The 12,663-nt window shown below is 39.9% G+C and carries 13 protein-coding genes and 1 pseudogene; 5 read left to right on the top strand and 9 right to left on the bottom strand.

The genetic code is table 11. The annotated features are described in order from the left end of the window. Window positions 1-105 precede the first annotated feature (105 nt). Genes lacB through KB235_RS15125 form a run of 3 tightly spaced genes read right to left on the bottom strand, consistent with a single transcriptional unit; the run spans window position 106 to window position 1,876 of the window. Window positions 106-624, bottom strand: a complete 519-nt coding sequence (gene lacB / locus KB235_RS15135; protein ID WP_211780998.1) for a galactose-6-phosphate isomerase subunit LacB — start codon at window positions 622-624, stop codon at window positions 106-108. Window positions 625-677: 53 nt separating this feature from the next. Next, window positions 678-1,106 carry a galactose-6-phosphate isomerase subunit LacA gene (gene lacA, locus KB235_RS15130; protein WP_211780997.1) on the bottom strand — a complete coding sequence of 143 codons (429 nt, stop codon included), beginning with the start codon at window positions 1,104-1,106 and terminating at the stop codon, window positions 678-680. A 17-nt stretch (window positions 1,107-1,123) separates the two neighbouring features. After that, complete coding sequence (locus KB235_RS15125; RefSeq protein WP_211780996.1) at window positions 1,124-1,876, bottom strand: DeoR/GlpR family DNA-binding transcription regulator; 753 nt, start codon at window positions 1,874-1,876, stop codon at window positions 1,124-1,126. 257 nt (window positions 1,877-2,133) lie between these two features. On the opposite strand from KB235_RS15125, the gene KB235_RS15120 reads away from it, so the two are divergent. Genes KB235_RS15120 through KB235_RS15110 form a run of 3 tightly spaced genes read left to right on the top strand, consistent with a single transcriptional unit; the run spans window position 2,134 to window position 5,622 of the window. Next, window positions 2,134-2,445 (top strand): PTS sugar transporter subunit IIA, encoded by a 312-nt coding sequence (locus KB235_RS15120; RefSeq protein ID WP_211780995.1) that lies wholly within the window; start codon window positions 2,134-2,136, stop codon window positions 2,443-2,445. 18 nt (window positions 2,446-2,463) lie between these two features. After that, window positions 2,464-4,128 carry a lactose-specific PTS transporter subunit EIIC gene (locus tag KB235_RS15115; RefSeq protein ID WP_211781036.1) on the top strand — a complete coding sequence of 555 codons (1,665 nt, stop codon included), beginning with the start codon at window positions 2,464-2,466 and terminating at the stop codon, window positions 4,126-4,128. Window positions 4,129-4,143: 15 nt separating this feature from the next. Then, complete coding sequence (locus KB235_RS15110; protein WP_114167513.1) at window positions 4,144-5,622, top strand: glycoside hydrolase family 1 protein; 1,479 nt, start codon at window positions 4,144-4,146, stop codon at window positions 5,620-5,622. Between the two features lie 82 nt (window positions 5,623-5,704). Here KB235_RS15110 and KB235_RS15105 read toward each other — a convergent pair. The 6 genes and pseudogenes from KB235_RS15105 to KB235_RS15080 all read right to left on the bottom strand — a co-directional run bounded on the left by KB235_RS15105 (window position 5,705) and on the right by KB235_RS15080 (window position 11,711). Then, window positions 5,705-7,194: pseudogene (locus tag KB235_RS15105) on the bottom strand (IS3 family transposase). Between the two features lie 47 nt (window positions 7,195-7,241). Continuing rightward, the gene (locus tag KB235_RS15100; RefSeq protein WP_211781035.1) at window positions 7,242-7,727 is read right to left on the bottom strand and encodes an AAA family ATPase; all 486 of its coding nucleotides are present in this window, start codon (window positions 7,725-7,727) and stop codon (window positions 7,242-7,244) included. An 18-nt stretch (window positions 7,728-7,745) separates the two neighbouring features. Then, a complete protein-coding gene (locus KB235_RS15095; RefSeq protein ID WP_211781034.1) occupies window positions 7,746-8,294 on the bottom strand; it encodes an AAA family ATPase in 549 nt (182 codons plus the stop codon). Continuing rightward, a complete protein-coding gene (locus tag KB235_RS15090; protein WP_211781033.1) occupies window positions 8,295-9,623 on the bottom strand; it encodes a primase C-terminal domain-containing protein in 1,329 nt (442 codons plus the stop codon). It abuts the gene before it with no gap. Between the two features lie 868 nt (window positions 9,624-10,491). Next, window positions 10,492-10,857, bottom strand: coding sequence for a DUF5388 domain-containing protein (locus KB235_RS15085; protein ID WP_211781032.1), 366 nt, complete (start codon window positions 10,855-10,857; stop codon window positions 10,492-10,494). 5 nt (window positions 10,858-10,862) lie between these two features. Then, complete coding sequence (locus KB235_RS15080; protein ID WP_211781031.1) at window positions 10,863-11,711, bottom strand: ParA family protein; 849 nt, start codon at window positions 11,709-11,711, stop codon at window positions 10,863-10,865. 272 nt (window positions 11,712-11,983) lie between these two features. Between KB235_RS15080 and KB235_RS15075 the strand changes: the two genes are divergently transcribed. Next, on the top strand, window positions 11,984-12,325 hold the full coding sequence (locus tag KB235_RS15075) for an AbrB/MazE/SpoVT family DNA-binding domain-containing protein (RefSeq protein ID WP_211781030.1): 342 nt from the start codon (window positions 11,984-11,986) through the stop codon (window positions 12,323-12,325). Between the two features lie 10 nt (window positions 12,326-12,335). Beyond that, on the top strand, window positions 12,336-12,620 hold the full coding sequence (locus tag KB235_RS15070; RefSeq protein WP_338032664.1) for a type II toxin-antitoxin system RelE/ParE family toxin: 285 nt from the start codon (window positions 12,336-12,338) through the stop codon (window positions 12,618-12,620). Window positions 12,621-12,663 lie beyond the last annotated feature (43 nt).

Genomic DNA, 12,663 nt, shown 5'->3' with positions numbered 1-12,663 from the left:
GTGATCAGCATTTTTCTGCCTAAAAAATGGCTGAACGTATGCCCCGAAGGCAATTGCAGCATCAACAAGGATGTTTAACAAAGCCTTTCATTTCATTGCTTATCATCAATCGTGATATTCGCCCCCATCCCATTTTTCTAGGAACTCGTCAAAAAAGTGAATGTCTCCTGTTTGATGATCATTTTCTGGTTCAAGGGACATAATTTTTTCCACTAATTGGTTGTTTTCCTCTGTTTCATCATATTTTGCTTCGATAAAGTGATCGACAATCTCTAGGATTAAATGTTCTCCAGTAATTTTGCCTCCAACGCCAATGACATTTGCATTTAGTTTTTCTTTAGCATATTTGGCCGTGGCAACGTCTCTTACCAATGCTGCTCTTGCTCCTAGTACTTTAGCGGCTGAATTTGTAATTCCTACACCTGTACCGCAAATCACTACACCTAAATCAGCTTCTCCGGTCGTAACCGCTTCTGCCACCTTTTTCCCATAGATAGGATAATGTGTTCTTGTAAAATCATACGTCCCCATATCAACAACCGTATGTCCTTTAGATTTTAAATGGTCAGAAACTGCCATTTTTACATCTGTTACAATATGGTCACAACCTAATGAAATAATCATCTTATACTCTCCCTCATTCTTTTAATTTAATCCCTCTAAATGGTTTATACGATTTACATCATTTTGTTTAACATATCTACTCGGATTTGATGGCGTCCCCCTGAGTACTTTGAGTTAATAAAGGCCATCACAATACTTTCAGCCAAGCCTTTACCTACAACTTCGGCCCCCATCGTAATAATAGAAGTGTTATTATGGTCCCTTGTCATTCTTGCTGTTCGTTCATCAGAGACTTCCGCACAAACGATGCCTTTTATTTTGGTTGCTGCCATAAAAGAACCCGCTCCATAGGAATCGATCAGAATAGCAATTGAATCGCTGCCTTTTTTTACTTCATTTGCGACTAAAACAGTTGAATCTACAAAGTCAACGGCTCCATTTGGTGTTTTATCTATTACATCGATGTTTTTTTCTTCTAAGAAAGTTTTTATATGATTTTTCAACTCTAACCCAGCTTTATCTGATCCTAATAATATGTTCATGTCCATTCACCTCATATTTAATAAATTACTTTTACAAACTCTTCTAGCTTAAGCTTCTTTTCTTCGGGAATTTGATCATCGGTTATTAAAGCAGTTACCCCATCCAAATGATAGAAGCTAAAAAAGTCCTGTCCCCAGATTTTGCTATGATCAGCAACAATGTATTTTTCGTGGGCATTATCTAAAATAATGCTCTGTGTAATTCCTTCCTCTTCATTAGATGTGTAAACTTCATTCCCATGGACGCCATTTGAGCCTATAAAGGCTTTTTTTACATTAATCTTTTTTAATGTATTATTCGCGAAGCTTCCGACAAAGGCTCCAGTTCGAGCTCGATAGCTTCCACCAATTAAAATAAGATCATAACCTTCGTTTTTATTAAAACGGTTGAAAACATGAATGGAATTGGTCACGATTCTTGCAGGAAATACCGTCAAGAAGTCATACACATACTCAATCGTTGTACCTGGACCGAGAAAAATTGTGTCATTTTCTTCGACTAAGGAGGCAATCGTTCTAGCAATTTGTTGTTTTTCTTCTATATTGATGCCTTGCTTCTCAATATGAGTCAGCTCTTTATCCGAAAATCCATTGACAGCCTTTGCTCCGCCATGAATTCTCTCAACTTGACCTTGATCCTCAAGCAGCTGTAAATCTCGTCGAACAGTCATTTCTGTTACATTTAATAATTCAGTGATTTCTGAAACGCGTACCATTCCATGAGTATTAATTAAATTTAATATGGCTTCTAGGCGTTGCTCTTTAAGCACACTGTCACTCCCTTCTCAATTTGTTCTAAAATGTTTGATTTTGTTCCTTTTCCTAGAATTTATCACCTGAAACGATAAATGTCAAACAAAATAATAGGGTGATACAATGTGTGAATAATGTATTAACAGTCAATGAAAGCGCTTGACAAAAAAATAATCCCTGATATATAGTTTGAATGTAAACAAAAATAAACAAAAAAGAACATAATAGAACAGAAACAAAACATTTCTATTATTTTCACTAAGGAGGATTAGATATGAATAAAGAAGAAGTGAGCATGGTAGGTTTCGAAATTGTTGCATTCGCCGGTGAAGCACGTTCCAAATTATTACAAGCTGTTAATGAAGCAAAAAAAGGCAACCTAGATGCTGCAGAAGGACTAGTGAAAGAGGCGAGGGAAAGCTTAACAGAAGCACATAATTCCCAAACCCAAATACTAGCAGCAGAGGCTGGCGGGGAATCCATTGAGTTAGGCTTTATTATGGTACATGCCCAGGATCATTTAATGACTACCTTACTATTAAGTGATATTGTTGAACATTTAATTGACATTTATACGAAGGGATGATTATTTATGAACTCCATGATGAATTCCTTAATTACACAAATAGAAAAAATGAAACCTTTTTTCGAAAAGGTTTCTCGGAATATCTATTTAAGAGCGGTTAGAGATGGCTTCATTTCTGGAATGCCGATTGTCTTATTCTCAAGTATCTTTTTACTGGTAGCATACGTGCCGAATATTTTTGGTTTTTATTGGAGCAAAGAAATTGAAACAATATTAATGAAACCGTATGCATATTCAATGGGAATATTGGGCTTAGTTGTAGCGGCTACTACAGCAAAACATTTAACTGACTCATTTAATCGGGAATTGCCAAAGAATAATCAGATAAGTAATATATCTACGATGCTAGCGGCTATTGTTGGATTTTTGCTGTTAGCTGCTAATCCAATTGACGGTGGTTTTGCAAGTGGATATATGGGATCAACCGGATTACTTACAGCATTTATTACTGCTTTTACTGTAGCTAATATTTATAAAGTATGTATCAAAAATAACGTGACAATCAAATTACCTGAAGAAGTTCCGCCAAATATTGCCCAAACGTTCAAGGATTTAATTCCATTTGCAGTTTCAACGATCTTCTTCTGGCTTTTTGACCTGGCATTTAGAAGCTTTTTCGAAATAAACTTTGCGCAGGCAGTTATAGAACTCTTCAAACCTCTCTTTTCAGCGGCTGATGGCTATTTAGGTCTCGCGATTATTTTTGGTGCGATGGCATTATTCTGGTTTATCGGCATACATGGCCCTTCAATTGTAGAACCAGCTGTTGCGGCAATTTATTACATTAATATTGAAGCAAACCTACAAATGTATCAAAACGGGGAACAAGCAGTAAATATTTTAACACCTGGTGTTCAACAATTCGTTGCTACTTTAGGCGGAACTGGCGCAACTTTAGTTGTTACTTTAATGTTCGCTTTCTTAGCAAAGTCAAAACAACTAAGAGCTGTTGGTAAAGCTTCTTCCATCCCGGTTCTTTTTGGTGTCAATGAACCAGTATTATTTGGTGCACCGCTCGTTCTAAATCCCGTTTTCTTTGTACCATTTATACTTACACCGATTGTAAACGTTTGGCTTTTTAAATTCTTTGTTGATGTTTTAGGTATGAATTCATTCATGTATGTCTTGCCTTGGACAACTCCTGGTCCACTTGGAATCATCATGGGTACTGGATTTGCCGGTTTTGCCTTTCTCTTGGCCATTCTATTATTAGTTGTAGACTTTCTTATTTATTATCCATTCTTCAAAGTTTACGACAAGCAAAAGGTGCAACAAGAACTTGAAGAAAAGAATCATCCTGTCAAAGAAGTAATTGCTCCGAAAAGCGAAACAGTTGTACCTGAAGTTAAACAAGACATAATAACAGATGAGAAAAATGTTTTAGTCCTTTGTGCAGGCGGTGGTACAAGCGGATTATTAGCTAATGCCTTAACAAAAGCTGCAAAAGAAGGTAATGTTTCTATTTCAGCTACGGCAGGAGCCTATGGATCACATAATGATATTTTGAAAGATTATGATTTAGTTATTTTAGCTCCACAGGTTGCATCAAACTATGAAGTGCTAAAAAAGGATACAGATCGTTTAGGGATCAAATTGGTATCTACAAGTGGTAAAGAATATATAGATTTGACTAGGAGTCCTGAAAAGGCATTAGCTTTCGTATTAAGCCATTTATCATCATAAGAGGAGGAGATTAAATTGGAACATATCAAAAAACAAGCATTTCCTAAAGACTTTTTATGGGGAGCGGCTTCTGCAGCTTATGAAATAGAAGGTGCATGGAATGAGGATGGGAAAGGTCCTTCAGTTTGGGATGTCTTTTCTCATATTCCCGGCAAGACACTAAAAGGAACAAACGGTGATGTTGCAGTTGACCATTATCACAGATATAAAGAAGATATTCGTTTAATGGCTGAAATGGGTCTGAAAGCGTATCGATTCTCTGTAGCATGGAGCCGGATTTATCCTAAAGGGTACGGTGAAGTGAATGAGAAAGGACTTCAATTTTACGATGATATTATTAATGAATTAATCGCCAATAAAATTGAACCTGTATTAACCATCTATCACTGGGATATCCCTCAAGCTCTAATGGAGGAATATGGAGCATGGGAATCAAGAAGGGTCATTGAGGATTTTAAGAACTTCTCCATTACCTTATTTAAACGGTATGGAGACCGGGTTAAATATTGGGTTACATTAAACGAACAAAATGTCTTTATTGGTCACGGATATGAGGCCGGCATCCATCCGCCGGGTGTACAGGACAGAAAACGAATGTATCAGGCTAACCATATCGCGAATCTTGCTAGCGCAGCTGCTATTAGTGTATTTCATGATTATGTACCAGATGGAAAGATTGGTCCAAGTTTTGCTTACTCGCCATACTATCCATTAGATTCTAAGCCAGAAAATGTATTAGCAGCAGATGAAGCGAATGATTATAACAATTATTTTTGGATGGATGTCTATGCGTTTGGCAGATATCCTAAGAGAATGTGGCGATACTTGGAGGAAAATGATTTACTGCCTGAATTTGAAGAAAGTGATTGGCAGTTACTTGAGAAAGCGAAACCAGACTTTATGGGAGTAAACTACTACCGGACAGAAACAGTTGTTGCCAATCCACTTGATGGAGTTCAAATGAACCATGCATTTAATAACACGGGTGAAAAGGGAACAACTCCTGAGAAAGGGGTTCCTGGCCTGTACAAAATAGTAAAAAATCCGTTTACAGATGCAACAAATTGGGACTGGACCATTGATCCAACTGGTTTACAAGTAGCAATTACCAGAATTACAAGTCGATACAATCTTCCGGTTCTTATTACAGAGAATGGATTAGGGGAATTCGATACGGTTGAAGATGGCAGAATTCATGATGACTATCGAATTAAATATTTGCGTGATCATGCGAAGGCGATTCAAAACGCTATTGCGGATGGTTCCGAGGTGATTGGCTATACACCTTGGTCTTTAACAGATTTACTCAGCTGGTTAAATGGTTATCAAAAACGATATGGATTTATATATATTGACAGAGATTTTGATGATAACGCATCAATGGAGCGTATAAAAAAGGATAGCTTCTATTGGTATAAAGAAATCATCAAGTCAAACGGGGAAAAATTAACTTCTGATGTTCAAGCATTAATTTCAGAAGGGTTAGCGAAGTAATTTCATTAGAAAATTTTTATAAACAGAAAACAAAAGTGAACTGCTCCCCGTCAAGTAGACAGGGCAAATAATGAAAACCAAACTAGGCGGCTTGAGACCTGTATTCGACAGGGCTCAAGCCGTTTAGCCGTTTCTGGAAACGGTCATGGTTGTAGAACGATATGTAGGTCTCGATGGCCGATGTGAGTTCGCTATAGGCCTGGAACTCACGCAGGTAGTACATCTCGACTTTCAGGGTGCCCCAAAAGCTCTCGATCGGGGCGTTGTCGATGCAACGTCCGACCCGGGACATGCTGTGGGTCAGCCCCGCGTCTTCTACCATGCGTTTGAACCCTCTCGATGTGTATTGATATCCTCGGTCGCTATGGATCATCGGACTCGCTCCTGTACGGAGCCCCGCGATCGCTGGCATCATCGTCTGGAAGACGAGCGCGTTGTTGTTGGATTTCCCGATGCGATAGGCGACGATTGAGCCGTCATACAGGTCGATGATCGCGCTCAGATACGCCTTCCTCCCGGCGCCATATTTGAACTCGGTGACGTCGGTGCACCATTTCTCGTCCGGTCGTGACGCGCTGAATTCCCGGTTCATCAGGTTCTCGGCCACATGCTGCGGTGACGACTTTTTGTACCGCTTTCGTTTCTGGCGGATGACCGAACGGATCTCATGGATGCGCATGAGACGATAGATGCGCTTCTCGTTGTATGCCGGCAGGCCATGCTGGCGTCGTCTGCGATTGACCGTCATGGTGATCCGTCGATACCCGTAGGTCCCATTCACCTGGTCGTAGAGGAGACGGATGTCCTCCAGTAGACTCGAGTTTTCTTCCTCGCGTACCGAGACGGTACGTTTTAACCATTTATAATAGGCGGCCCGTGAGACCTGCGCGATCTCGCATAGGAGCACGACCGGGAACGTGTCGCTTGTCGACATTTCCTTGATGGCCATGTACCGCAATTGTAGCCGGATCTGGCTGATCAACCTCTCCTCTCGATCTCCTCTAACTTTTTTAGGAACAGATTCTCGGCCCGAAGGCGCTCATTCTCCCGTTCAATCTGTTGGATGCGACGTTCGAGCTTCTCCTCGTTGGTCAGTTCCTCTTCTTGCTTCGTCCGTCCGCGCGGTACGACACGGCGAATACCTCGGCCGTCCTTTGATAGTTCCGTCCGTTGTCCAGGCAATACCTGACGATCTCCATGCGTTCCTCGAATGTTGTCTTTCTCCCTTTTGTCATAGCTCGATCCATCCCTTTTCTCGAATCTGTTAACTCGCTATGACTAGTATACTTCTTAATCCATTTACGAAGAACAGACCCATCACTGATCTGATACTTGGAGAGTACCTCCATTCTAGTGAACCCATCGAGATAGTCACGGACGGCCGCGATTTTCTGTTCCTTGGTGTACAGTTTCCATGTCTTCGATTCCTTCAACGCATCGATCCCACCGGTATCGAATTTCACTTTCCACACCCGGAGGGTATTCTCAGAGACGTGATGAGCCTCCATGATTTCCTTCCATCATGCGCAGCGCACTCAGTTTTTGTTCGATCGAATGCCGACTTCTCGCCATAAAAAAACACTCCCCAATAGAATAAACAGATTTGTTATTTCATCTGTCTACCTATTGGGTAGCATATCAGACTTGATTTGTTTATAGATATTTCGTTGAGAATTGGGATGTAAGTGTGCCTCCGGCTCCTCTAACAAAATAATTGGATGGTAACATTTATCCTCAGAACCTCTCAACTTTATCTGCCAGTCTACATAAGATAGTAAAGTTAAAAATGTAACCCAACTTCGTGTACCCATACCATGACTATTCATAGGAAATACGTCTGAAGATTCATCTTGAAAATTGATTACCAAATTTCTTCCTAAGTCATTCATTTTTTGAGTTACGGGATGGATAAGAATTTTTGAAGCATCGGCATCCAAAGTCTGAGAGACCATCCCAAGCTTTTCAGATAAGTGCTGCAATACATCACTTTCATTAACGATTTGAGAATTAATTGATTGTAGCTCTTCCTCAAATCTAAGTAATGAATCTGGATCGATTTTAATGTCTTTAACCAACTTAGCAAAGTAAGAGAATTTATCTCTCATATCCGCGACAATATCTCTTCAAGCATCCAAATAAAAAACTGGTAATGCTTCAAAAAAGTTTTCTCTAGGAACATCTCTATAATAATCACTATATTCCTCAATATTTTCATTCTCAGGCCAACCCAAAAGGATTCTTCTCTCCACTTCGAACTCACCTTTAGAACGATTAAACGTAATCGTGGCTCTAATAGAAACCGACTGATTAGAATCATCATCCAAAGAAATAAACCTACCAAAGTGCGTTTGCCATTCAACACTAAATTCAACTGGCATCTGAGAAATTCTATCGCTATCCACGAAAGAATCAACAGAAGGGAGAATCAAAACGTCAATAATTGCTTTCCTAGACTCTACATCAGAAAGACGATCACCTGAAGCACGGTAAATATCTTCTGATGATACAGGAAATCTTGAATCAAAAACCGCTCTAATAGCAGATAAAAAAGCCGTCTTACCAGCATTATTGGCACCAATCAATACACTTCCAGAAGAGGAAGTACAAGAAAAATCAGCAGATACTAAGGATCGAAAATTACGAATACGAATAGCAGATAACATCAAAGACATCTAATCACTCCTAAAGGTAAATATTTCACGTACTGCAAAAAGAAGGAGGGACCCACCCACCACCGTATCTATAAATGTATTGGAGTTGAGCCCATTAAATTCGGGTCCCTTGGGGAATGGAATTACATTATCTTTCTTAACCAGCAATATCGTTGTCTTGGCATACCTTCCCCTTCCTTCTACTTCTTTTGTTATTAGTCCTTCTTCCACCATAACGGCAACAAGGCGTTTAAACGTTGCGTATGACAAACACTTGGAAGGGTCTACTGATGATGTGATTAAAGAAACAAGAGCTCGTTGCGCACCACAAATACACCCTCCGTTTTTGCGTAAAACTGCAAGGATGTCTTCTTTCCATTCGTCTAGATGACTATATGTACGTTCTTCGCGCGGTTTTGCGCCTTCCCAGACTTGATATTTGAACCCGATCCCAGACAACGTCTCAATCCAATACGATGAAGGGCCGAGCGGAGAACCAGGCTTGAAGGCGCTTTTCACTTTACGTTTAATCTCAATTTGGCGAAGTGAGGGGCTATTCTTTTCATTCCATTGATAAAGTAACGATAAGGCTTGATTTTCTTCATATCCCGCAGCCTTGTAAGCGAGAGCAAGGGTATAACAAGTATTGTCACGTTGGCCCTCTTCCACTCCTTCTAATAGCTTTAGGATTGTTGGGTGAGATAATAAATCCGTCGAGCCTAAAGCCACATTACCTTTCTTCGACTGATTCTCTTGCTGCTCGGTCAACCATTCGCAAAGGTCGTCAAAAGACACGCGTTCTCCCGAACGAAAAACGGTGTTCTCTTCTGTCGGTAATCGGAACCAACGTTCAGCACCTATCGCTTGAAGATCCGCGTTCATCTCCTCAGCTATCATTCGTTGGACGCGTTTATAATGGTCTACGACTTTTGGAAAGGCGCGTCTTGGCTCTCTCAAGTACCAATACACATGAAAACCACCTGACGGCGTCTTGACGACGAGTGATGGTGTCGGCAGGCCTGCGCTCGTCACCCGGTCCATAACGTCCGGAAAAATCATCCCTGCATTCTGCGACGTCTTGACATCGATGTCAATCACCATGGCGTTCAGCCAACGCAAAGAGCCCGCATGACGTTGGTCATTGCGATAAAAAGTGTTCGGTGTGAAATATGTATACTTTTCTTTTGCCCCAAAGAGTGAGCGGTATGTACGGATGGCACGTGGTTGTGTGAACTCCTGACAGACAAAAATCCATCCTAGGTCTTTGCTATATCCGGTTCTCTCGACCTGAGAGGCCCGTTTCGGAGCTTCCGTCAATTGGTCTCGATAAAGATTTCTCAATACTTCCATGCCACATCCTCCTCTCTTCTTTTCTATGGCTCATCGTAAATTGTTGCGTATCCATTTCTCTGAAATACGATGAACATTGTCGAGAAGAAAGAACAATGCTAAAATGATTGCATAAGAAAGACGCCTTTGTTCGTCACGTTTTTCTTTTGAACAACGCATGAAAAAGGATCAGTTCATCGTATTATGTTTTTAGGAATCTAGGTTTCTACAAATCTATTCATGATGGCTGGTTTAGGGTGAAGCGTTGTTAAATACACAGTCTGACTACTAAGTCAGATGATTTGGATCTGATAACGGGCAGGTTATCAGATTTTTTTATGCCGTTTTTTCCTACTGGAAAGAACTTCATAATCCTATGTTTTCATAAAAGAAACCGCTTAACAACAGCTTTTTTTCGCGTTTATGCTCATTAAAAGCAATGTATACATGTAGATTTGTATACGCGTATACATGTAGATTTGTATACATGTAGATTTGTATACATGTAGATTTGTATACATGTAGATTTGTATACATGTATACAAATTAAGAATTGATGATTCACTACAAACGTTGGTTTAAAGCCGTTTTTCAGATGATTCCATTTCCGATGTATACATGTATACATGTAGATTTGTATACATGTAGATTTGTATACATGTAGATTTGTATACATGTATATTTGTATACATGTAGATTTGTATACGTGTATACATGTATACCGTTTTTAAAATTTATTTATGTGAGATCAATGCGGCTGAACATCCAGCAAAGGAGTATATCTTAAAGATATTTAGATGAATTGTCGTCACATAAAAAAAGAGCATGCTCTACTGGAGCATGCTCGTTCATCAATATCTAAGGCTCAGTTCATTATGGACTGCCTTTTTTATTTACTATGCTTCATCATCAAAACGTCTCGAATCAGCTCATATTCTTTTCTCTCATTGGAAGAGAATAGCTCCAGATACTCGTCAATCATCGTAGAAATAATCGCATCTGCCGAATCCGCTTTGCCCATCGTCACTAACGCTGACAATTTGTTTTTTGTGAGGTTCGATACACGAACAGTGCTTGAACCCATATTGACGGAGTTCTTAGCTGATCGTTTGTTTGAAGTTTCTTTCTGAGACGTGGTTTTCGATTCCACTGTTTTGTCTTCAGATACTTCAGCTTTATATGTTTGTTGCGGCGCCGCTGCACCCTTACGGTCCAGCAACCGCTTTTTCGCTGGTTTTTGAATCAAATCTGACATATTATTCACCCCTGTTCCACGTAATTCATTTCTGCTTCGAGACGCTGTAAGAACTCCTCTGCAACTTTTGCATATGTCTCCATGACACGTTTGTCGTGCATATCTTCCTCGACGATTCCAGTAATGTCATAGCGCTTCAAACGCTCCATGTTCTTGATCACGCCTTCAAAAAGATTATGCGATCCGAATACGTTCTTGGCATTTTCAAGCGTTGCCATGTCTACTGCTGCACCATTTTTAAGAAGAACCGGTAGGATTCCAAGAATGTCAAAATCAGCATGATAGTCATCCAGCAATGTCTGCAGGTACTGTGTGAATACCTCGGCGCCCTGTAAGCTTCGTTCCTGTGTCTGAAGTACGACGACTACGAAATCAGAGGCATAAAGTGCTGAGTCCGTATAGATGGAGATAGTGGGAGGGACGTCCACAAAAATGAAATCGAACTCGCTCTTTAAAGGTTCGAGAAGAGTAGAAAGGTACGTTACACGGTCCACTTCTTTCTCAAACTTTTTCTCAAGAAACTTCGGGTACTGCGCGAAATCACTGAATGAAGGTAGTAGGAACAGATTGTCCGTAACTTCTGTGACGATGCTACTTAAATCGCCTTCTTGCATTGCTGCCATCAATGTCTTTTCGAAGGTTATGTAATCATCTTCTCGTGCAGCCTTTGTCTTCAAGAACAAGGTAGTAGCGTTCGCCTGCGGATCTTGGTCACAGAGCAACACACGATAGCCTTTCTTGGCCAATGCATAAGCGAGCATCGTACTATTCGTCGTCTTTCCCGTGCCGCCTTTAAAGTTTCCGAACGTCACAACAATCGCTTCTTGCTGTGAGAGATCAAGCTGATTGGTCATTTTAGTGCCTCCTTTTTTATTTGTAAGTTCAACGTATCAAACTTTTCTCCATTTGTATACATGTATACAAATGGTTTAATATTGTTTTACGTTAAAGATTGAATTAATTCAGATAGTGATATATAGTTAGGTTAAGTAAAAAGTAAGAATTCTTACCGTATGTAAATTAAAAAATAAACAAATCAGCCAACAAAACACAAACAAATGAAAAATCCGAGCGAAAATAAATTACACAAATTAAAATGGTAAAGTGAAAAAAGGAGAGATAAACCATGGTAGCAACGAAAACAAAAAAGGTTGCCGTCTCCAGCAAAAGACAAATCGCCATTCCAAAAGAATTCTTTGATGCGATCGGTATTGAAAAAGAGATTATTATGGAACTGAATGACGGAGTTATTCATATCAAACCAGTAAGAACACATACGGATGATTTCTCAGAAGAAATATTAGCAGATGTTCTTGAAGAGGGCTTCACCGGGAACAACATTTTGAAAGAGTTTCAACGCCGTAAAAATATGATTCGTCCGGCTATTTCACAAATGGTTAAGGAAGCTTTAGCAAGCACGAAGCCGACTTCATTAGATGATTTATTCGGAGATGACGACGAGGACTGATTTGAATTGAATGATAACTGTACGTATTAAATATTCTCCAGCAGCAAAAAGATATTTTATAAGTCTCAAAAAGAATGACAAACAACTTAGAGAGTTGTACAAATCAACTTCAGAAAAATTGTCAAGCAACCCTGAAATTGGAGAATTTAAAACGGGTGATTTGGCCGGCATTCGTGGCTATGACTTTAGATATAAGGGCACCGTCTATGAGATTGCCTACACCATCGAAATGGACAGAGAACGGGGAATTGATTATCGTTATCTTAGCCGGAACCCGAGAAAACTTTTATCATGACTTGAAGAGATATCTGAAGTCTAAATAAGTCATTAATGAACAG

It is taken from the genome of Exiguobacterium alkaliphilum (assembly GCF_018138125.1).
In the GTDB taxonomy this organism is placed as follows: domain Bacteria; phylum Bacillota; class Bacilli; order Exiguobacteriales; family Exiguobacteriaceae; genus Exiguobacterium; species Exiguobacterium alkaliphilum.
This window is presented reverse-complemented; position numbering and strand designations above follow the sequence as displayed.